Annotated in this window: 20 protein-coding genes and 1 other annotated feature; of the genes, 6 read left to right on the top strand and 14 right to left on the bottom strand. The window is 36.9% G+C overall.

Annotation, left to right across the window (positions count from 1 at the left end):
* Positions 1 to 122: 122 nt before the first annotated feature.
* The 3 genes from MKX83_RS06565 to MKX83_RS06555 all read right to left on the bottom strand — a co-directional run bounded on the left by MKX83_RS06565 (position 123) and on the right by MKX83_RS06555 (position 1,701).
* Entirely contained in the window at positions 123 to 842 is a 720-nt protein-coding gene (locus MKX83_RS06565) for a YebC/PmpR family DNA-binding transcriptional regulator (RefSeq protein WP_340978173.1), read from the bottom strand.
* 105 nt (positions 843 to 947) lie between these two features.
* Entirely contained in the window at positions 948 to 1,295 is a 348-nt protein-coding gene (locus MKX83_RS06560; protein ID WP_095370168.1) for a DUF3147 family protein, read from the bottom strand.
* Positions 1,279 to 1,701, bottom strand: a complete 423-nt coding sequence (locus MKX83_RS06555; protein WP_095370169.1) for a MarR family winged helix-turn-helix transcriptional regulator — start codon at positions 1,699 to 1,701, stop codon at positions 1,279 to 1,281. The genes MKX83_RS06560 and MKX83_RS06555 overlap by 17 nt, the downstream gene beginning before the upstream one ends.
* A 175-nt stretch (positions 1,702 to 1,876) precedes the next feature.
* Here MKX83_RS06555 and MKX83_RS06550 point away from each other — a divergent pair, with 175 nt between their 5' ends.
* Together MKX83_RS06550 and MKX83_RS06545 are read left to right on the top strand one after the other, a co-directional pair.
* Positions 1,877 to 2,146, top strand: a complete 270-nt coding sequence (locus MKX83_RS06550; protein ID WP_341054676.1) for a hypothetical protein — start codon at positions 1,877 to 1,879, stop codon at positions 2,144 to 2,146.
* 12 nt (positions 2,147 to 2,158) lie between these two features.
* A complete protein-coding gene (locus MKX83_RS06545) occupies positions 2,159 to 2,386 on the top strand; it encodes a DUF6241 domain-containing protein (protein WP_341054674.1) in 228 nt (75 codons plus the stop codon).
* A 7-nt stretch (positions 2,387 to 2,393) separates the two neighbouring features.
* On the opposite strand, the gene MKX83_RS06540 is transcribed toward MKX83_RS06545, so the two are convergent.
* Together MKX83_RS06540 and MKX83_RS06535 are read right to left on the bottom strand one after the other, a co-directional pair.
* On the bottom strand, positions 2,394 to 2,660 hold the full coding sequence (locus tag MKX83_RS06540) for a hypothetical protein (RefSeq protein WP_095370171.1): 267 nt from the start codon (positions 2,658 to 2,660) through the stop codon (positions 2,394 to 2,396).
* Between the two features lie 145 nt (positions 2,661 to 2,805).
* Complete coding sequence (locus tag MKX83_RS06535) at positions 2,806 to 3,897, bottom strand: citrate synthase/methylcitrate synthase (protein WP_095370172.1); 1,092 nt, start codon at positions 3,895 to 3,897, stop codon at positions 2,806 to 2,808.
* Between the two features lie 105 nt (positions 3,898 to 4,002).
* Between MKX83_RS06535 and MKX83_RS06530 the strand changes: the two genes are divergently transcribed.
* From MKX83_RS06530 to MKX83_RS06520, 3 genes are all read left to right on the top strand, one after another.
* The gene (locus tag MKX83_RS06530; RefSeq protein WP_341054672.1) at positions 4,003 to 4,881 is read left to right on the top strand and encodes a LysR family transcriptional regulator; all 879 of its coding nucleotides are present in this window, start codon (positions 4,003 to 4,005) and stop codon (positions 4,879 to 4,881) included.
* 125 nt (positions 4,882 to 5,006) lie between these two features.
* On the top strand, positions 5,007 to 6,467 hold the full coding sequence (locus MKX83_RS06525; protein ID WP_095370174.1) for an aldehyde dehydrogenase family protein: 1,461 nt from the start codon (positions 5,007 to 5,009) through the stop codon (positions 6,465 to 6,467).
* A 19-nt stretch (positions 6,468 to 6,486) separates the two neighbouring features.
* Positions 6,487 to 7,338 (top strand): methyl-accepting chemotaxis protein, encoded by an 852-nt coding sequence (locus MKX83_RS06520; RefSeq protein WP_095370175.1) that lies wholly within the window; start codon positions 6,487 to 6,489, stop codon positions 7,336 to 7,338.
* An 85-nt stretch (positions 7,339 to 7,423) separates the two neighbouring features.
* Here the strand turns inward: MKX83_RS06520 and aspS are convergent, their stop codons facing one another.
* The 7 genes from aspS to pruA all read right to left on the bottom strand — a co-directional run bounded on the left by aspS (position 7,424) and on the right by pruA (position 16,802).
* Positions 7,424 to 8,728, bottom strand: coding sequence for an aspartate--tRNA(Asn) ligase (gene aspS / locus MKX83_RS06515; RefSeq protein WP_445293178.1), 1,305 nt, complete (start codon positions 8,726 to 8,728; stop codon positions 7,424 to 7,426).
* 116 nt (positions 8,729 to 8,844) lie between these two features.
* Positions 8,845 to 9,077 (bottom strand) — a binding site (T-box leader).
* A 51-nt stretch (positions 9,078 to 9,128) separates the two neighbouring features.
* Positions 9,129 to 9,836, bottom strand: a complete 708-nt coding sequence (locus MKX83_RS06510; protein ID WP_445293155.1) for a GNAT family N-acetyltransferase — start codon at positions 9,834 to 9,836, stop codon at positions 9,129 to 9,131.
* Between the two features lie 5 nt (positions 9,837 to 9,841).
* Positions 9,842 to 10,957, bottom strand: a complete 1,116-nt coding sequence (locus tag MKX83_RS06505; RefSeq protein ID WP_341054670.1) for a mandelate racemase/muconate lactonizing enzyme family protein — start codon at positions 10,955 to 10,957, stop codon at positions 9,842 to 9,844.
* A 67-nt stretch (positions 10,958 to 11,024) separates the two neighbouring features.
* Positions 11,025 to 12,452 (bottom strand): Na+/H+ antiporter NhaC, encoded by a 1,428-nt coding sequence (gene nhaC, locus MKX83_RS06500; protein ID WP_341054669.1) that lies wholly within the window; start codon positions 12,450 to 12,452, stop codon positions 11,025 to 11,027.
* 32 nt (positions 12,453 to 12,484) lie between these two features.
* Positions 12,485 to 13,573 carry an amidohydrolase gene (locus tag MKX83_RS06495; RefSeq protein WP_341054667.1) on the bottom strand — a complete coding sequence of 363 codons (1,089 nt, stop codon included), beginning with the start codon at positions 13,571 to 13,573 and terminating at the stop codon, positions 12,485 to 12,487.
* 406 nt (positions 13,574 to 13,979) lie between these two features.
* Entirely contained in the window at positions 13,980 to 15,179 is a 1,200-nt protein-coding gene (locus MKX83_RS06490) for an ornithine--oxo-acid transaminase (protein WP_328199588.1), read from the bottom strand.
* Positions 15,180 to 15,254: 75 nt separating this feature from the next.
* Positions 15,255 to 16,802 (bottom strand): L-glutamate gamma-semialdehyde dehydrogenase, encoded by a 1,548-nt coding sequence (gene pruA, locus MKX83_RS06485; protein ID WP_307317657.1) that lies wholly within the window; start codon positions 16,800 to 16,802, stop codon positions 15,255 to 15,257.
* Between the two features lie 217 nt (positions 16,803 to 17,019).
* On the opposite strand from pruA, the gene MKX83_RS06480 reads away from it, so the two are divergent.
* Positions 17,020 to 18,423, top strand: coding sequence for a sigma-54 interaction domain-containing protein (locus tag MKX83_RS06480; RefSeq protein ID WP_341054664.1), 1,404 nt, complete (start codon positions 17,020 to 17,022; stop codon positions 18,421 to 18,423).
* Positions 18,424 to 18,610: 187 nt separating this feature from the next.
* Here MKX83_RS06480 and MKX83_RS06475 read toward each other — a convergent pair whose 3' ends face one another.
* Both MKX83_RS06475 and MKX83_RS06470 read right to left on the bottom strand, forming a co-directional pair.
* Positions 18,611 to 20,422, bottom strand: coding sequence for an ABC transporter ATP-binding protein (locus MKX83_RS06475; RefSeq protein ID WP_341054661.1), 1,812 nt, complete (start codon positions 20,420 to 20,422; stop codon positions 18,611 to 18,613).
* Positions 20,415 to 22,139 (bottom strand): ABC transporter ATP-binding protein, encoded by a 1,725-nt coding sequence (locus tag MKX83_RS06470; protein ID WP_307317663.1) that lies wholly within the window; start codon positions 22,137 to 22,139, stop codon positions 20,415 to 20,417. The genes MKX83_RS06475 and MKX83_RS06470 overlap by 8 nt, the downstream gene beginning before the upstream one ends.
* Positions 22,140 to 22,198 lie beyond the last annotated feature (59 nt).

Raw genomic sequence — 22,198 nt, 5'->3', positions numbered from 1 at the left:
CTCTATAGGCTTTGCGTGAGCTGTTTCATTATTTAGCAAAAAGGTGATTTGCATTTTGTGACCACCTCCTAAAAATAGAATAAAATGGATGCGAAACAAAAAATCGCATCCATCATTTATATTTATTCACTCATGTCTACATTATGGTAAACACGTTGTACATCATCTAAATCTTCTAGGGCATCAATTAATTTGTCAAATTGTGCGAGTTGTTCTTCCTCTAAGTTCACTTCTGTTTGTGGTAACATCGTTTGTTCTGCAACCGTAAACTCTTCAATGCCAGCACCTTTTAGCGCCTCTTGAACAGCATGGAATTGGTCAGGTTCTGCATAAACAATCACTGATTCTTCTTCTTCAAGAAGGTCACGCACATCAATATCCGCTTCCATCAATATTTCTAACACTTCATCCACTGTTTTTCCTTCTAAACCAAAAACAGCTGTTGCATCAAACATATAAGAAACAGAGCCACTTACACCCATATTTCCACCATTCTTACCAAATGCAGCACGCACATTTGATGCTGTGCGATTGACATTATTGGTAAGGGCATCAACAATAATCATACTACCTCCAGGACCAAATCCTTCGTAACGAAGTTCATCATACTTTTCTTCCCCGCCACCCTTCGCTTTATCAATCGCGCGGTCGATAATATTTCTCGGTACATTATATGTTTTTGCACGTTCCAATACTTGTTTTAATGCCTGATTCGATTCTGGATCAGGTTCCCCTTGTCTTGCCACTACGTAGATTTCAAGGGCAAATTTCGTATAAATACGGCTATTATTGGCGTCCTTTGCCGCTTTCTTATCTTTTATATTATTCCATTTACGGCCCATATGTCCCACTCTCTTTCAACTTTTATCTAATCATCATTTTTTTAGATGCACTAAATATTCATTGATTATTATAACGCAAACCGCTAAGAGAAAAAAGCTCGTTGATTAATTAATGTTTTTCCATAGGTTAAGTAAGACAAATTGTGCCCCGAGAAAAACTGCCCAACCTATGACACCGAAAAGAATAGAAACAGCAAAAGAAAAAGCAGACTTTAGCGAAAAAAAGACAATAGCCAAAAGCACTATCGTACTTGGTAAACCTAAAAGAACCCCAAGTGTGAATTCACTCATCACTCCTGTATCATTTTTTTCTACCCAGAGCCAAATAAGGCTTAATAAACTGACAAGTGGCAATGCAGCAATGACACCACCATATGTAGGAAAACGTTTAGCCATTTCTGTAACAACGCCAATAATGATTGCTGAAAGAAGTATTTTAACTATTAGTTGCATTTTTCGCTCGCTCACTTAATAAGTGTAAGGCTGAATCAATGATTTGTTTCTCCGAAGGCGTCATACTAGCAAGAATATGCGCTAATTTTCCCTCGTCAAGATTCGCATTTCTCTTTAGTACTTGCCTCCCTTGTTCAGTTAGCCTTAATATAACCATTCTCTCATCTACTGTTGATCTTTCTTTATGTATCCATGACTTATGAATCAATCTCTTCACATGTTCAGACGCAGTATTGTGTGAGACGTCAATATTTTTCGCTACTTCTTTTATTCCAATATGTTCACACTTATCTAAAAGCTGCAAAATCCTTACACCTTGATGGGATATCTTATCCTCGTTTTGATTTTGATAACGTAAGTAAAAATAGATGTCTGTCCAGTATTTATTTAGTTCAGTTGGATTCATATAATCAACCTCATTCTTTTTCATCTTATAATAAGATTATATCGTATAATACGATAAATATACAAATGTTTTTAAGTTATGGTAAAATATTCACAATAATCTGTATTAAAATCAATTCTCTAAGAAAGTTTCCACCTTCACAAACCTTCCTACTTTGAAAGGGGATCAAATTAATATGAAAAAATGGCTCGTAATTATTATAATAAGTGGATTTGTGATTATTAGCGGAGGCTGGTTTACTGCAAGTTATCTCAGTAATGATTCTCTTTCAGTAGCTAATCTTCAAGGTGATACTTCAAATAAAGCATCAAGAAAAGCTAGTATAGATGGGGATATGAATGCCTATACGGAAAACACAGGATTAAGTACAAATTCGACTCAAAGTGAAGTAATTGATGTGATGCATAAAATGACACATCAAAAAGTCAAGGCAAGTGAAAAGTAGGGTTCTGTTCGAATGTCAGAACAAGCAATTGAAGAAGTAAAAAAAACGATTGAAAACAATCAATTTGAACATGAAGAAGAGCTTTTAACTATTTTAGATAAATGGTGCAAAGAGGATTTCTCTAATGTAGATAATGACCACAATTATTTCTGGTCATTGCAAAATGGCACAATTGGTAAGGCAACTGGAATCTTATCCCCAGAAGAAGAAGAAGCTTTTATTGAGAAGTATTTTGAATAAGTCGTAACTACTTACTTTTCCTCTTTTTTCTATACAGAGTAAATATAATCATCATAAAGCAGAGAAGGGCATAATAGGGATAGCCTGAAACTTTAAATGCATACAACGCTTGATCCACCACAGTAGGTGTTCCATCTTGTGCAGTTGGAAAAATAAGATGATTCTTATACAACTCATCACCAATAAGATAACTACCTACAATGCTTGTAGCAACTAAATAAAAACACATTAACAAAACCAATATAAACACACTAAAAGAATAAATATACTTCATCCCTTCCCTCCCATCCATCATTTTCAAAATTACATACGCTTAATATACTTTATTCTAAATCATTAATATATGGGTAATAATGTAAAATTACACAAAAAAAGTTGCCCATTTTTCGGGCAACTTTTTTGTCATTTACATACAGAGATTATTTTTCCGATCCAACATACGTCGATTGTGGTCTAAAAATGACATTATCTTCAGCTTGTTCAAGAATATGTGCTGTCCAGCCTACCATTCTAGCAGCAGTGAAGGTGGGAGTAAAAAGAGTAGGATCCATTGAGAGCGCTCTCATAATTGCTGTTGCGTAAAATTCAACATTGGTATATAGTTTTCTATCAGGTTTTAACTCAGCAAGTATTGTAACCACTTCTTTTTCAACTTCAATTGCAAAATGAAGCCAAGAATCCTCTACTTGCATCGATAGTAACTTTTCTTTTAAAGCCTCGGCTCTTGGATCAACCGTTTTATATACACGATGGCCAAACCCCATTAATTTTTCACCACTTAGTATCTTATGTTTAATCGTTTTCTTTCTATCGTTACTAACCTTCAATTCTTCTAATAATGCGATAACACCTGTAGGCGCACCACCATGTAGTGGTCCTTTCATTGTACCAATTGCTGTTACAATACTAGAAACGATATCTGACTCAGTAGAAGCGGTCACACGAGCGGCAAATGTTGATGCGTTCATACCGTGTTCCATCGTTAAAATCATATACGTCTCTAATGCCTGAACATGAGCTATTAACGGTTTTTTTCCAGTAAGCATATATAAATAGTTTTCAACATGTGACAATTGTAGCTCTGGATGGACCACATCTTTGTTTGCTAATAGTCTCGTACGGTGAGCAATAATCGTAGGAATTACCGCTGTTAGCTTGATGGCTTGTTCCACTGTAGGGGGACCGCTGTAAGTTTGATCACCTTCTAATGAAATAAGCGTTCGAATGACATCCATTAAACTCATATCTCTTGGTAATGCCTGCAGCACTTCCCATTGCAAAGGACTTAATGCTCTATTATCTTTGATCTTTTGAATGCACTTCTTCACTTCCCTATCCGTTGGCAATTCCCCATACCACAGTAGAAATGCTGCTTCTTCAAATGTTAATGTTTTCGTCAATTCTCCAACGTCATAACCTCGATAAGTTAATCTTCCTTTTTCTCCATCTACAGAAGCCACTTTTGTTTCAACCGCAACGACACCCTTTAAGCCTTTCCTGAACATTTTCATTCTCCTCTCTTCTTTTTTTTAGTATACTCTCGTTGTATAATTAAGAAAATTAAATATTTTTTATCAATTCATTTAATAATATTAATTGATAGGATGGTGAGGAAATTGGAGTTCCAATGGTTAAAAACCTTTATTACAGCAGCAAACTATTTAAACTATAGACAAACAGCAGAAGCTCTTTATATTTCGCAACCGTCAGTTACTGTTCATATCCGTCATTTAGAAAAAGCATTAGCAACCACTCTTTTCAAGAAAGAGGGACGTTCCATGCGTTTAACAAAGGCCGGGAAACAATTTCTTCCGTATGCTAAACAAATTCTAGCAAGTTTTGAAGATGGTAAAAAAGCACTTAGTCATTATACGCAAGGATATACTTCCTCGCTAAGCATAGGAATTTCTCCTATTATCGCTGATACGATTCTACCTTTCGCATTAAAAAATTATATGCGAAAGCATCCATTTGTTGAAGTAGCTGTACATGTACTAGAATCCGAGGAAATGGAAAAAGCTCTCTTCGAAGAGGATATTGATATCGGCTTGAGCTGTAATCTGCCTAATTCAAGAGAGGTGCAATATCAAATACTATACTCTGAAGATGTTAAATTAATCATCGCGCATGATGGAAAAGATGCTGAGAGCGCACCACCATTGGAAGAGGAAGATATTTTATTTCATCATCTTTTAATAACCGACAATCATCCCATATACTGGTCTAAACTAAAAAATGATCTTCACTATCAGTATGCCTTTATCAAAACAATGAAAGTATCGCAAATACACATTTCTAAACGGTTCATTATTGAGGGATTGGGTGTTTCCTATTTACCGCTGTCCACTGTAAGAAGAGAATTAATGGAAGGATGGTTATTAGAAGTCCCCCAATCAAAAATTACATTACCCCAAGCCCATACGTACGCTTGGATGAAAAAAGAAAATACCCAACAAATTGATTTCATGAAATATTTACAAAACTACCGTTTGTGACAATTCAACGAAACATGAACAACATTAGATATAATTACCTATATATTTTACATTTACTTACTATCATTTTCGACTCTTATAGTCGATAAACATCTTAGATTCATATATTCTAAGGAGGTTTTTCCATGAGTTTTCAATTATCAGTATTAAATAAGCAGTTTATAAATGGAGAATGGCGCCAAGGAAAAAGTCAAACTCTCTTACAAAATATTAATCCATTTAATGAAGACATCCTTGCAGAAGTAAATGGTGCTACATTAGAAGATATTGATGAAGCATATCAAGCAAGTGCTAAGGCAAAGCTAGAATGGGATCGTGTCAACCCCTATAAAAAACGAGACATATTAGAAAAAGCGGTAGCCATTATCGACTCACATGAAGAAGAAATTGTCCAGTTAATTATTGCTGAACTTGGAGGTACTCGATTAAAAGCGGCTTTTGAAATTGGCCTTGTAAAAAATATGATTAAAGAGGCAGCCACTTACCCACTTCGTATGGAAGGTAAAATTCTGCCGTCTACAGAAGACCATAAAGAAAATAGATTATATCGTGTTCCAGCTGGTGTGGTTGGAGTCATTAGTCCATTTAACTTTCCTTTCTTCCTTTCTATGAAATCAGTTGCTCCTGCACTTGGCGCGGGATGTGGAGTAGTCCTCAAACCTCATGAAGATTCAATGGTAACTGGTGGTACATTAATAGGAAAGATATTTGAAGAAGCTGGTGTCCCTAAAGGATTACTAAATGTTGTATTATGTGATATTAAGGAAATTGGCGATGGCTTTGTAGAACATCCGATTCCAAGAATCATTTCTTTTACCGGTTCTACTACAGTAGGTAGTTACATCGGTCAAGTAGCAGTGAAGAACTTTAAAAAACCTTTACTAGAGTTAGGCGGTAATAGTGCTTTTATCGTCATGGAAGATGCAGATATTGATTATGCCGTTAATGCAGCAACATTTAGCCGTTTCACACACCAAGGACAGATTTGTATGTCTGCGAATCGTATTCTCGTTCAAAAATCAATTTACCCAACGTTTATGAACAAATTTAAAGAAAAGGTAGCAGCACTTAAAGTCGGGGATCCTAGCGACCCTGAAACCGTTATCGGTCCTGTTATTAATAAACGACAAGCATCAACATTAGAGGATTTAATTCATACGGGCATTCAAGAAGGTGCAGAACCTATCCTATTAGGAGAAATTAGCGGGAATTTAGTTGCACCAACGATTTTAACAAATGTGACCCCTGAAATGACAGTCGCACAAAAAGAACTCTTTGGTCCTGTTGTTTGTATTATGACTTTTGATACAGAAGAAGATGCCATTAATATTGCCAACAATACACAACTCGGATTAAGCGGGGCGCTTCATACTGCCAATGTAGAACGCGGTGTTGAAATGGCAAAAAGAATTCACACGGGTATGATTCATGTAAATGATGTCACGATTAACGATGAGCCTATTGTTGCTTTTGGTGGTGAAAAACAATCCGGACTTGGTCGATTAAATGGAGATTGGAGTTTAGATGAGTTTACAACAATGAAATGGATTTCTGTTAATTATAGTCAAAGACAATTGCCATATTAATAATTAGGGAGATAAAAATATGATTGAAACAGAACAGCAATCAATAAACGTAATGGACGCTTTTCTAAAGGTAGCACCTTACTTAAATACATTAATTCATGATGATATCACTATTGGTATATATGATACAGAGAAATTAATCATTAATTATCCAGGAAAGACATTTTCATTAAATGTCTCTCCTGGGGACCCTCTAATAGACGGTGACATTATTACAGAATCCATACGTACAAATAGCACCAAAACATCTATGGTACCAAAAGAATTATTCGGTTTTCCCCTTATTGCAAAAGCCATCCCCCTTCATAATGAGAAGGGTGAAGTAATCGGTGGAGTAGGTATTGGAATTAGTTTAGAAAAGTCCAATCAGCTCTTCGATGTAGCAGAAAGTCTTTCAGCAGTATCAGAACAAACAGCTGCAGCCATTGAAGAGATAAGTAAATCAGTGACTATTCTTGCAGATAAAGTGACTGATATGTCTTCACAAATGGGGACTGTTAGCCATAGTGCAGATGAAATCGGAAAAATATCCACTGCTGTAAAAAGTATTTCTGATCAAAGTAACCTTTTAGGTTTAAATGCAGCAATTGAAGCAGCACGAGCTGGGGACGCTGGAAGAGGATTCTCTGTAGTAGCGGAAGAGATTCGTAAACTTGCAAGTAATAGTAAAGACCATGTTTCGCAAATAGATCAAATTACGAAAAGTATAGCGGGGTTACTCACTGAGCTTAATCAATCTTTCTCACAAATTCATCAATTAACAGATACCCAAGCAGCCTCCATTCAGGAGTTTTCAGCGACGATTCAAGAAATTAGTCGCAACGCTCAACATTTAGTGGAGATGGCTGATACGACAGTAGATAGTGATTGATATTCTTTCTGTCATGTCATAGCTTGCCTTCTATAAAGAAGCACGAACAAATACTTATACCTTTAGCATTTGTTCGTGCATTTTCTTATGGGGTTAATCGATGCCGATCTCGCGGGAATGCCGACGCAAAGCGGACATTAGGACGATTCATTATTTTAGCTGTCAGTCGCTCTAAGCCTATTGCAAGACCGCCATGTGGTGGCATACCGTACTTAAAGACATTCGTATAACTTTCAAAATCTGCAACTTTTAAGTGATTTTCTTCTATTGAAGTGATTAATTCTTGATAGTCATGAATCCTCAAGCCACCAGTTGTAATCTCTATCCCTTTGAACAATAGATCAAAAGAATCTGTGTATAATGAGTGATTTTCTAATGGCTTGGCATACATTGGTCTAACTGTCTTTGGATAATGTGTGATAAAAACTAATTCACTGTTTTCCTTTTCAGAAAAATACTGACAAATTAACCGTTCTCCCTCAGGATCCAAATCTTCCATCTCACTAGTGGATTTATGATATTCATGAGCTAAAATTTGCTTTGCTTCATGAAGTGATATACTGGGTATTCTTTCAATTAAAGGAATTGTTACACCGACTTCTTGTAGCTCTTTTTGATAACCGTCCCGAATGGTGTTAAAAATAAACCGTAATAGATTCTCCTCTAATTCCATCAACTCTTTGCTCGAAAATACAAAACCCATCTCTAAATCAAGGGAAATGTATTCATTTAAATGTATAGATGTCGCATGTTCTTCCGCTCGATAAACAGGAGCTACTTCAAATACTCGTTCATATCCTGCTGCTACCATCATTTGCTTATAAAATTGTGGTGATTGCCCTAAATAAGCAGGTTGATTAAAATAGTCTATTGAGAAAAGGTTCGCCCCTCCTTCAGCACCCGCTGCTACAATTTTCGGTGTGAAAATTTGGATAAAATCCTCATTTCGTAAAAAAGATGAAAAGGCGTCAACAATTGCCGACTTTATATTAAACATGAGATGCTCTTTATGGTTCCGTAGTGATAAAACACGATTATTCAATAATGTGTCCATGTGGACATCTAATTCTTTTTGATTTAATTCAATTGGTAAGGGTGCATTAGCAGTGTTTAATAACTGAAGCTTATCTACAATTACCTCTACACCCGTATCGGTTTTCATTGTCTTTACAACAAGACCCTGTACAGAAATAACTGACTCTAATGAAAGTTTCATTTCAGCCAATTCATTCTCTAATACACATTGAATGATGCCACTACGATCCCGTAACTGTAAGAAAGTAATTCTTCCTAAATGTCTAACACGGTGAACCCACCCACATAGTGTAATCTTTCTGTTCACATGTTTCATTATATCGGAGCAATTCACACGGCTTATTCCATCATTGATCTTGAACATCATCATTCACACTCCTTATTATTTTGTTTGTATCTTCGTTATCGTCATCATCACTATCCATGTGAATCACCCCTTTCTTATCACACAAAAAAACCGAGCTTCATCCCAGAAGGGACGAGGCTCGGTTCTCGCGGTACCACCCTAATTATTACATCATTCAATGTAATCTCTTATATGCCCGTTAACGGTGGCCACCGTCCACGCCTACTTAGTAAAAACTTTTCAGATGGAACTCATTGGTGTCTTTCATCTAACTCCTTATCGCCACTCTTTCAGCTAAAATAAGCAGCTCTCTTATAAATAAGGGTGTCAAACTACTCCTCCAACTCAACGCTCTCGAATATTATTATTTAAGATACATCGCTTCACCCTAAATGTCAAACTATTTCGTTTATAAATCCGCCTCATTAAAACGGGCGTAAACCACTTTTGTCTCCTGTTCTGCTATGATCATTTTCACCCCGCGCCAACCAGACTGTAAATATTGCTGTTGTTTGGTGATATCATCCATCTTTATTTCAATCACTTCTCCTTGTTGGACAACTTTAGCAGCTTGCAAATCTTTCATAAAAACATAGCGAAGGCTACCCCCATATTTCTCCTTAAGATCAATGATTTGCATATCTTGGGCAAACTTATCCTTAAGTGAAGGGTAATTAAAAGGAGCGACTGTACAACAAACATATCTATACTGATGTGATTCTTTTTTCAATTGTTCCATTAAAATTTGAGCAAGCTTTTGCTGTAATTTATTCCCTCTATACATAGGATCTACATTAGATATTTCTTGATAGATAACCGTAGATAAATCCGTTACACCAGCATCTAGACCAAGGTGCTCAGGATCCTTTTCAGGTGGAACTAGCAATGCGCGAAAGGCAATTAATTGCTCTTTGACCCAAGCACCAACCATTTTTCCATTTCCCCTTAAAATATTGAGGAACTCCTCTTTCGCTAAAGGCTGTAATACTTTTTTATCCGGAAGGGCATGGATAACCTTTTGTTGCAATTGTAAAATTTGTTCAATATGCTGTTCTTTTAGATTTGTAACTTCATAAGATGGGCCTTGCTTTGTCATTTCTCTCATGATTACATTCAATCTCTTCAACTCTCCTTTAATACATCTTCAAATACAGTCAATTCTTTTAGAATCTCTTCATCAATATTTACGCCTAATCCAGGTTGATCTTCTAAAGAAATATGAGGAATATCATAATGTAAGTCACCGATATCCTTAGAGAACTTCAGTGGTCCGGTTAATTCTACACTTGTAATATTCTTTTTAGAAAATGACACATGAAAACCTGCACTTGAAGCAATCGATGATTCTACCATTGATCCGACCTGGCACTCAATCCCGGCTAGTTCTGCCTGATATGCAAGCTTAACTGCTGGCAATATACCACCACACTTCATCAACTTAATGTTTATACGATCACAGGCATTTTTCTGAATAATCTCTTTCAACTCTCTTGCTCCCTTTAGTCCTTCATCAATCATAAGGGAAACTGTTGAATGAGACCTAATAAATGCCATACCATCAATATCATCTGCTCTTACCGGTTGCTCTAGCCAATCTATATCTACCGTTTCTAATGCCTTAATTCCTTTTAAAGTAGCAGCCGCTGTTTGCCAACCTTGGTTTACATCCACTCGTATAACGGCTTTGTCTTTAACGCTATCAGCAACTGCCTTAATTCTTGCTACGTCCCCATTCACATCTCTACCTACTTTAATTTTAAATGATGTATAACCTTTAGAGACTTGTTCCAGTGCTTCTGTCGCCATTTTTTCTGGCTCACCAATACTTAACACATGCGTGATGGGAAATTGCACATGGTAACGTCCACCGATGAGCTGATACACGGGCACTTGTAGTTTTTTACCGATTAAGTCGTAACAAGCAATATCGATCGCAGCTTTAGCAGCAGGTGCTTGATAAATGAGCTTGTCCATGATTTCATGTACCTTTTCAATTTCCATTGGATTGATACCTAATATGGCAGGTCCAAGTGTATGTTTAATTACTTGATAAGTGCCTTCCCATGTTTCTCCTGTCACATGCTCATCAGGTACTGCTTCTCCGTAGCCTATGAGCCCTTCATCCGTTTCCACTTTTACGATAATGGATGGCATATCTTTATATGTATGATAACTGATGACAAACGGTTGTTTTAATGGTAGACGAATCGCATAGATAGCGATGGATGTAATCTTCATATTTCTCTCTCCTTATCAATAAAAGAAGAAAGCCGAAGAAAAAACTCGGCTCCCTCTTTCATTATGTTTATGCATTTAATGATGCTTCTTCTTCTTTTTCCAATGCCCTTTTCTCTTCATCAGTGATTTTAACAATGGTAAATCCTATAAAAGCATAAATGATAGAAATAATCGGAACGATGAAATTCAGGATAGCATAGGGTGCATACTCTAATGCACCTATTCCGAGTGTGGCAAGAATAAACACTCCACATGTATTCCATGGTATAAATACAGAGGTTAAAGTTCCCCCATCTTCTAGGGCCCTGGATAGGTTCTTTGAATGCAGATTTTTATCGCGATATGCTTTGGAAAACATCCTTGCAGGAACAACAATTGAAATATATTGCTCTGATGCCGTCGCATTTGTTGCAAAGGCAGATACAATAGTGGTTGCAACAAGACTACCTGCTGACTTAGCTAGCTTTAAGATTTGATTGACTATCGCTTGTAGCATACCTGTATTTTCTAATATTCCACCAAACGTCATGGCCACAATCGTCATGGAGACGGTGTACATCATCGAATCGAGACCTCCTCTATTAAAGAGACCATCAACCATCTCATTTCCACTTTCCATTTTGTAACCGGATTGTAAAGCTGATACTGCCTCAGATAGCGAACCACCTTGTACAAAGATTTGACAAAGAACGCCTAGGAGGATACCTACAATTAATGCTGGTACTGCCGGAACTTTTCTTGCTACCATAATAATAACTACAAGGGGAACAAGTAATAACCATGGTGAAATAACAAAAGAATCTTGTAAGGCAAGGATTGTTTGATTAATTTCTGCTGGATTGGCTCCTCCTTTACCAAAGTCTTTGCCTAAGAACCAATAAACCGCTAATGCAATGATAATACCAGGAACGGTTGTAAATAACATATGTTTGATATGATCAAATAAATCAGTACCTGTTAAGCCGGATGCTAAATTTGTTGTGTCTGATAACGGAGACATCTTATCACCAAAATAAGAGCCTGAAATAATCGCACCAGCTATCATCGGAGCTGGGATGCCCATACTCATGCCTATGCCCATTCCCGCTACACCTATCGTTCCCATTGTTGACCAAGAGCTGCCAATTGATAAAGAAACGATTGCACATATAATCGTAATAGAGACGAGGAACAAAGATGGGGTGATAATCTTTAATCCATAGTAAATCATTGTTGCTACAATACCACCACCAAGCCAAGAACCGATGACTAAACCAACTAACATGATAATTATGACCGCAGGTAATGCCAGTTTAATCCCCTTATACATCGATTCCTCAATATGCTTCCAATTATATCCTGCTTTCCAAGCAACTAATGCAGCCGTAATTGTTCCAATAATTAATGGAATATGAGGTCCTTGATCTAAATAAATTACCGCAATCATCATTGTTACTATCATGACAACTAATGGAATTAGCGCCATACCGAATGTCATTTTTTGATCCTTTTTCATAGAAATCCTCCCATTTATATTTTTCACTTTAATTATGCTTTCAACAAGGCTGCTACTATTCGAGCACCCTGGTCCAATACTGTATGGTTAAAATTCATTTGCGGGTGATGTAATCCCGGCTTTAAGTCAGCACCTAAACCAATCATTGTTGCATGGACATTTGGATGTTTGATCGTATAAAAATGAAAGTCATCACTTCCCGGGGTAATGAGTGGGGGAGCCACACTTTCTGAACCTAATACCTCTGTTATTGCCTGTATTGCCATCTCCTCTGCTTGTTCAGAGACGACTGCACCAGGGGTATAATCTATCCAATCAAATGAAATATCGACATCAAACAATGTCGCAATATCGCCTAACCCTTTACTCACTTTTGTTTGTAGCTCTTTTAATTGTTCATTTTTTTGCGCTCTTATATCGATACCAAAGGTGGCATGACCTGGAATGATATTTAAGCTTGCTCCACCTGTTTGAATATTAGTTAATTTGACAGAATACGCATCAAACGGAGACAAATAGATATTCTTTAAAAATTGATAAATCGTAGCAATTACATCAATTGCGCTTCTTCCTTGATGAGGCCTGGCGCCATGGGCATCTTCACCACTAATTTTCCCTTCTAATGTGACACATGCTCCGTGATGGATGGATGGGGATACTTGTCCTAAAGATAATTCTTCATGTGGTCTGAGATGGATGCCAAACAAATGTGTGACATCTTCCATCGCGCCATGCTTAATCATTTCTAGAGATCCATTTCCTTTTTCTTCAGCTGGTTGAAAAATAAAACGTATGCGCTTACTTAAAGCTTGCTTATCCAAATAAAGAATACTACCTAAAACAATAGCCATATGTGCATCATGCCCACATGAGTGATTAGCACGATACATACCATCTACTTGCTGCCAGAGGGCATCTATATCCGACCTAACAGCAATTACTTCATCTCCACTTCCCACCTCTGCTATTACACCAGTTAAATCCCCAAAAGTTTGATAATCAACCTCTAAATCACTCAAAATAGCCGCAATTTTTTTGGTTGTCTCATACTCTTTAAAACTAGGTTCTGGATGGTTATGAAATTCATTAAACCATTCTTGAATTTGATCTTTATAGTTCATAAAATCATCCCTTTTAGACTTTAGAAAATTTTACAAAAATTCACCTTTGACTGACTCTATAGATACACAAAAAGCCTTGTACATATGTACAAGGACTTCTCACGAATGAACAGTATGGCCAGTTCTTCTTTGGTGAGAAATCTCTAGCTGAATTTGTTTGCAATAAGTTATATTACTATCATGTTTTATTAATGAATACTCTTTACCAATAAACAAATGCGAACAGGATTTTTCTAAAAAAAGAAAGCGTTTACGTTTTTAAAAGTTTGATAAATTCCATGAAATAAAGGTTTAGGAGAAAGATAAAAGTGATTGACTGTATCTTTCTCCTCTTACAGCGTTAAAGTGATTATTAAGATAATATCATATATAGAAAAATTATTCTAATAATTTATTAAAAACTGTCTTATCCTAAAACTTTTACTATTTTTTCAATTGCCCAATCAAGATCTTCTTTAGAAATAATAAGTGGCGGTGCAAAACGAATAACCGTATCATGTGTTTCTTTACAAAGAAGCCCTTCTTCTTTCAACGCTTCACAATATTTACGTGCAGGTTCAGTAAGCTCAACCCCGATAAACAACCCACGTCCACGCACTTCTTTAATCATTGGATTTTTAATTTCCTTCAATTGATCAACAAAATAGTTACCTAGCTCTAAAGATCGCTCTACAAGTTTCTCTTCTTTAATCACTTCAATGGAAGCCATAGAAACCGCACATGCCATCGGGTTCCCACCAAAAGTTGAGCCGTGTGAGCCCGGATTGAAGACACCCAAAACTTCCTTGCTTGAAACAACACAAGAAATTGGGAAGACTCCTCCACCTAAAGCTTTACCTAGAATGTACATATCAGGACTTACGCCTTCCCATTCGCAAGCAAACATTTTTCCAGAGCGTGCAAGCCCAGCTTGAATCTCATCGGCAATGAACAAGACATTCTTCTCTTTACACAATTCACGCGCTTCTTTTAAGAACCCTTCTGGTGGAATAACAATTCCAGCTTCCCCTTGAATCGGTTCAATTAAAAATGCTGCCGTATTTTCCGTAATAGCAGCTTTTAACGCAGCAATATCTCCATAAGGAACTAGCTTAATTCCTGGAAGCATCGGGCCAAAACCTTTTTGGTATTCCTCTTCTGAAGAAAGGGAGACAGCTGTCATCGTTCTGCCGTGAAAGTTTCCTACACAAGCGATGATTTCTGCTTGGTTCTCAGCTACTCCTTTTACATCATAAGCCCATCGACGAGCTGCTTTTATAGCTGTTTCCACTGCTTCAGCACCTGTGTTCATTGGCAAAGCCATATCCATGCCTGTTAACTCACAAATCATTTCATACCAAGGACCCAATTGATCATTATGGAAAGCTCTTGATGTTAATGTCACGCGTTCTGCTTGATCTTTCAACGCTTGAATAATCTTCGGATGGCGATGCCCTTGGTTAACTGCTGAATAAGCACTTAACATATCCATGTATTTGTTACCCTCAGGATCTTTTACCCAGACCCCTTCAGCTTCACTAATTACGATTGGTAGTGGATGATAGTTATTCGCACCAAATTTTTCAGATTGTTCGATCAGGTGTTTTGTTTGTACTGTATTTTTCATCTTTATCGACATCCTTCCAGTTGATTAATAGATTGCTAGAAAGGGATGATCATCCCTTTCTAACCTTGATTGACTTTAATACATTTCAGACGTTGTTTTTGCTTGCATATGAAGCATAATATAATCTGGTCCGCCTGCTTTTGAATCTGTACCTGACATATTAAAACCACCAAATGGCTGATAACCAACAATTGCACCCGTACAACCACGATTAAAGTAAAGATTACCCACATGGAAATCTTCTCTTGCTTGTTGGATATGTTCACGATTATTCGTGAGAACAGCTCCGGTTAAGCCATATTCTGTATTGTTCGCAATCTCGATTGCATGATTAAAGTCTTTTGCCTTTGTAAAACCGACTACTGGACCAAAAATCTCTTCCTGCATGATACGCGCCTGTGGATCTAGATCCGCAAATATCGTTGGTTGAATGAAATAACCTTTAGAATCATCGCCTTCTCCACCGAGCATAAGCTTTCCTTCTTCTTTTCCAATTTCAATATAACTCATAATCTTATTAAACGCTGATTGATCAATAACCGGCCCTGTAAAGTTACTTCGATCTTCAGGATTACCCGCTTGTTTATCTTTCGCGATTTCTACTGCTCTTGCTAGTACTTGATCATAAACATCTTCTACAATGACTGCTCGCGAACAGGCTGAGCATTTCTGGCCTGAAAATCCGAAAGCAGAAGCGACGATTGATTGAGCAGCAAGCTCTAAATCAGCTTCTTTATCAACAACAATCGTGTCTTTACCTCCCATTTCAGCAATCACACGTTTAATCCAGATTTGACCATCATTTAGTTTCGATGCACGTTCGTTAATTCGAAGACCCACATCCCTTGAGCCTGTAAATGAAATAAAACGAGTATCCTTATGGTCAACTAAATAGTCGCCTACCTCTGCACCACTTCCTGGTACAAAGTTAAGTACGCCTTTAGGTAATCCAGCTTCTTCTAATACCTCTACAAATTTAGCCGCAATGATTGGTGTAGTTGAAGCTGGCTTTAAAAGCACTGTATTACCCGCCACAATTGCAGCGACTGTTGTACCAGCCATGATGGCAAACGGGAAGTTCCAAGGAGAAATAATAACTCCTACCCCAAGTGGAATATAGTCATAACGATTGTATTCATTCGGTCGGCTATTGACAGGTACACCATCTTTAATCGCTAGCATTTGTCGTGCATAATATTCTAAGAAATCGATGGCTTCTGCTGTATCAGCATCTGCCTCATTCCAAGGCTTACCCGCTTCTTTTGTCATAAGAGCGGAAAACTCATGTTTACGTCTTCTAATAATTGCAGCTGCTTTAAACAAAACATCGGCACGCGTTTCTGGCTTTACTTTACGCCAAGATTGGAATGCCCTCACAGCCGATTGCATTGCTTTTTCTGCTAATGCTTGATTTGCTTTTGACACACGACCAATAACTTCTTCTTTATTTGCTGGATTGATAGATACGATTTTCTCATCTGTAGAGATTCTTTCGCCATCAATTAATAAATCATAGTCTTGACCTAAATAGGATTTAACCGTTTCGAGTCCTTTTAAATAATCCGCTTGATTACTTTCTACGCTAAAATCAGTAAATGGTTCATGTTTATATGGCTGTACCATTCGAAATTCCTCCTACTCTATATTGTATTTCTCTTATTCTATTTTTATCGTTCCCCATTATTATTGCAAATAACGTGCCAATTACCAAAAATGCGAATTAACAATATTTTCGTCCTATTGGGTGCAAAAATATTTTTCTTTTCGCAAAAATATTTTTCTATGTCCTGCAAAATATTTTTGCGAATGTGTATAATAAATAATTACAGGGGGGACATTCATGAACAACTTTCTAAAACGAATGAATTACTATTATGATAAAGTCTTAGATGAAATTGACGCTGGTGTCCATGTCGTTGATGAAGGCGGAAATACGGTCATTTATAACCGGAAAATGGCTGAAATTGAAGGGATGGCTAAAGCCGAAGTACTATATAAAAACTTACATGATGTTTTTTCATTTGAACATAATGAAGAAAGTCGTTTGCTTGAAGCTGTTGAAAAGGGCATTAAAATCGAGAACGCAAAGCAAAGTTATTACAATAATCAAGGACTAGAAATTACTACGGTTAATCATACTTTACCTATTTTCTTCGAAAACGAGCGTATTGGCGCAATGGAGATTGCCCGTGATATTACAAGATTAGAAAAGTTAATCAGAGAGAATAGACAACAAAGAGAAGAAACTCGCTTTACTTTCCAAAGTATCATTGGTCATAGTCCAGCCATAACTGAAGTGATCGAAGCAAGCAAAAGAGCAACGCGTACGGATTCTTCTATCTTAATCATCGGTGACACAGGTACAGGAAAAGAACTATTTGCTCAGAGTATTCACAACGCAAGTGAGCGGGCACATAAACCATTTATTTCGCAAAACTGTGCAGCCATACCAGATAATCTGATAGAAGGCTTGCTTTTTGGCACAAAAAAAGGGGCATTTACCGGAGCAATCGAAAGGCCTGGATTATTTGAAGAAGCAGAAGGTGGTACACTTCTACTGGATGAAATTAATTCTTTAAATATTCACTTACAAGCAAAATTATTGAGAGTTCTACAAGAGAAAAAAGTAAGGCGGGTGGGAGATACACGAGACCGTTCATTTAATGTCCGTATTATCGCTACAATCAATGAGGATCCGATTGATGCAATTACGAATGGACATTTAAGAAAAGATTTATATTATCGGTTAGGTGTTGTTTCTTTATCCATCCCTCCGTTAAAAGAGCGCAGAGAAGACATAGAGGAACTGGTATACCATTTCATTCATAAGTACAATGAGAAGTTTGCAATGGGCGTAAAAGATATTGATTCATCCCTTTTATCAAACCTTTTTCATTACGAATGGCCAGGTAATGTCAGAGAGCTAGAGCATCTTATTGAAGGCGCAATGAACTTAATCGAATATGAAGAATCGATTACCTATCATCACTTACCTTTTCATTATCGACATCGATTACAATCCCAACCATTCTTAAAAAAAGAGAAAGTATTCGATCACCCTGTCGACAGTAATAAGCAAGAACACATTGGCCACACTTTAAATGACTATTTAACAAAAGCCGAGCGCCATTTTATTCAACAAGCACTTATAAGAAACCAGCACCATATTACCAATACGGCAAAAGAACTTGGTATGAGTAGACAAAATCTACAATACAGGATAAAAAAACACCGTTTAATATGACTAATAGCATGTTCTAAATAAAACAGAGGATGTTGGTCCTCCTTTGGACGAACAATCCTCTCTACATAAGATATTGATTAAGATGAAGACACCTTAAATTCGCATTCATACAATATGTGATTAAATAACACAAGTTTATCATTTGTGCTCGTTTAATCCTTCACCTTATTATTGTATGTATATAACATCAGTGACTTAAAAACTGCTGGTTATACATTTCTGCATAAACACCATTTTGATTATACAAATGCTGATGAGTCCCTTGTTCAGCGATTTCTCCATCCTTAATGACCATAATATGATTGGCATTCTCAATTGTTTTGAGGCGATGGGCAATGACAAATGTCGTTTTCCCCTTCGTTAATTGTGCTAACCCCTTTTGAATTTGAATTTCGGTTTTTGTATCAATACTCGATGTGGCTTCATCTAAAATTAGAATATTGGGATTCGAAAGCATAGCTCTTGCGATAGAAAGAAGCTGCCTTTGACCTTGACTTAAATTGCTGCCGCCACTTTCTATTAACGTATCATATCCTTTAGGGAGATGTTTTATAAAGGCATGAGCTGACGCAAGCTTGGCTGCCTCTATTACATCTGTATCTTTTGCTTTAAGCTTCCCATAACGAATATTCTCCATAACTGTTCCAGAAAATAAATAAGAATCTTGTAGGACGATTCCGATATTTTTACGAAGTAGACGGATTTCATAGTCTCTTATGTCTGCACCATCAATATAGATTGCACCCTTTGTAACATCATAAAAACGAGCGAGTAATTGAATGATTGTTGTTTTACCCGAACCAGTTGGACCAACGATGGCAATGGTCTCTCCAGCTTTCACACTAAAATTAAGCGATGATAAAACCTCTTTCTTCTCATAAGCAAAAGAAACATTCCTAAATTCAACATTTCCTAACAATGCAGACACCTTCAAAGTTTTGGGCCTATCAACTATATCAGTTTTTTCATCTAAAACTTCAAATACACGCTCTGCACCAGCAATGGCGGATTGGAAGGTGGTAATCAAATTTGACAACTGATTAATTGGACGGTAAAAATTACGAGAATACGTCACAAATGATGCAATCATCCCTATCGAAGCCATATTTACAATCGCTAGTAACGCGCCTGTAAATATAATAAAGGCTAACCCCAAGTTATTCATAAAATTATTCACTGGGCCAAGAAATCCTGAAGATATTTCAGCACGAATAGAAGAAGTTCGTAACGACTCATTTTGATAATTAAACGAAGTAAGAACATCATCCTCTTTGCCATATAATGAAATGATCTCCAATCCAGAGATGGACTCCTCCACTTTCGCATTCACTTCGCCAAGATCTCGCTGTCTCGCAGAAAAATAACGACTGCTATAAGACACAATCGCTTTAGTTGCTAAAAACATAAGTGGAATCACCAAGAATGCCACAATGGCCATCACACCATTTAAAGCAATCATCGCTATCGCTACCCCGGTAATTGTTAAAACGGATGAAACTATTTGAATCACACTTTGACTAAGTGCTGCATGTAATTGATCAATATCATTTGTTACTCGACTCATTAATTCGCCATAAGAACGCTTATCGAAAAATTTCAATGATAAACTTTGGAGCTGATCAAATAATTCCTGGCGGATTTTTTTTATTGTTAATAATGACACATTTACCATTATGAGCGCTTGTGCCCATGTGGTAATAGATATAAGGATATATATACATGCAAGTATGGCGGACATGACAATGGTACCTGTAATATCACCTTTTAAAATATAATCATCAATAGTGACACCGATTAAATAAGGACCAGCTAATGTAAATAAAGTTGATAATAACACCATAAAAACAACAAGTATCATTCTTAACTTTTGTTGTTTCATATACTGCCATATACGTAGCAATGTCCCTGTAAATTTTTTCGGTGTTGCACCTTTCCCATTCATGCGGCTAGGTCCTCGGCCAAAATCTAGTGTTTTTTGTTCTTTTGGTTGATTATTCATGGCCGGCTCCCCCTTGTGTTTGGTAAATCTCCTTGTACACTCCACTTTCTTCTAACAACGTATCATGATTACCTTTAGCCACAACCTCACCCTCATGAAGAACAAGAATCTCATCAGCTTCTCTTATGGAAGATATCTTTGATGAAATAATAATTTTCGTCGAATGACGCTGCTTTAATGCTTGTTGAATCTTCTTTTCAGATAGTGCATCAACGGCGGATGTTGAGTCATCAAGAATGAGCAAGTCTGGCTCCCTAATAAATGCTCTAGCAATGGAAAGTCTTTGTCTTTGACCACCGGAAAAATTCTTCCCTCCTTGCGCCACTTCATACTCATAACCTTCATCCAATTTATCAATGAACTCGACTGCACATGCATCATTTGCCGCTTGTTTCATTTCTTCTAGTGATGCATCGGTTTTCCCATCTTTTAAATTGTTTGCAATAGTACCAGAAAATAATAGTGCACGTTGGCTGACAAAACCGATTTGTTTCCGTAACGTTTCTTTGGTGTAATTTTTTATATCAACACCGTTCAAAAAGATTTGCCCATGATCGACATCATACAATCGAGGAATTAGTTTGGCTATCGTTGTCTTTCCACTACCAGTTGGACCGATGATTCCTAATGTCTTACCTCGTTGAATAGTGAAGTTCAAATTTTTCAGCACATATTCCCCATTTTTGCTATAACTAAAAGCAACATCTTTAAATAGTAAATGATCCTCTTTTTGATTAACAATGGTATATTCACCGTCAACCATATCTTGCTCAACCGTGAGTACTTCTTGTATGCGATTAGCTGAAGGGAAAGCTCTTGTTATCAACATCAACACATGGCTACTGGACATCAAGCCATTCATAATAATTGTCATATAGTTTATAAAAGCAAGGATTGCTCCCACTTCAATTGCTCCTCCATCAACCTTTATTACACCAAGCCATAAAGCAGCCACAATGCCTAAATTCACAATAAAAAGCAACAATGGCATCATGAGAGCAATCAATTGTTCTGCTGAAATATTGACCTTCGTTAACATGCTGTTTTTTTCGGCAAAGCGCTTCTTTTCAAAGTTTTCCCTTCCGAATGCTTTAACAACGCGAATACCGGCTAAATTTTCTTGTAAGCGCGTATTGATGACATCGATTGCTTCTTGCACTTTTTTAAATAAAGCTGCTGATTTTTTTGTGAAATAAATAATAATAATAAATAAGATCGGCACAGCAATCATAACAATTGGAAAGAGTTCTCTTGCAGTAAAAAAGACGATTAGGACACTACCTATGAACAATAATGGTCCCCTTACAAAAACTTTTAACGTCATTAATATCGCACGCTGTAAAACACTGATATCATTACTTACAATCGTTATGAGCTTGCCCGAACCATATCGATCCACGTCCCTACTTGAAAATTGGACAATACGATTAAATACATCCTTTCTTATGTCTGTTGAAAAATGGACAGCAGCTTTTGTGCTGAAAATAGAACAACCAATCCCACCAATTAATCCGATGATGGCGACAATGATCATAGAAATACCAAGCTGAATCGTCAGCTCCGTGTTATTATTAGCAATTGCGTCATCAATCATATGTTGCATGATTGTGGGCTGAAGTAAATCCATACTTACTTCAATAAACATTAATAAAGGGCCCAAACAAGCAAAAAACCAATATGGCTTTATGTAATTTAATAATTTTCCAAATGATTGCATCCATTCTCTCCTCTATTTCTTGTTGTTCTAACTTAATTATTTTAACGCTTACTGACTGT

Source organism: Cytobacillus sp. FSL M8-0252 (genome assembly GCF_038007345.1).
GTDB classification, from domain to species: Bacteria; Bacillota; Bacilli; order Bacillales; family Cytobacillaceae; genus Cytobacillus; species Cytobacillus kochii.
The sequence above is the reverse complement of the archived record's forward strand: the minus strand, read 5'-3'. Positions and strand labels throughout refer to the sequence as shown.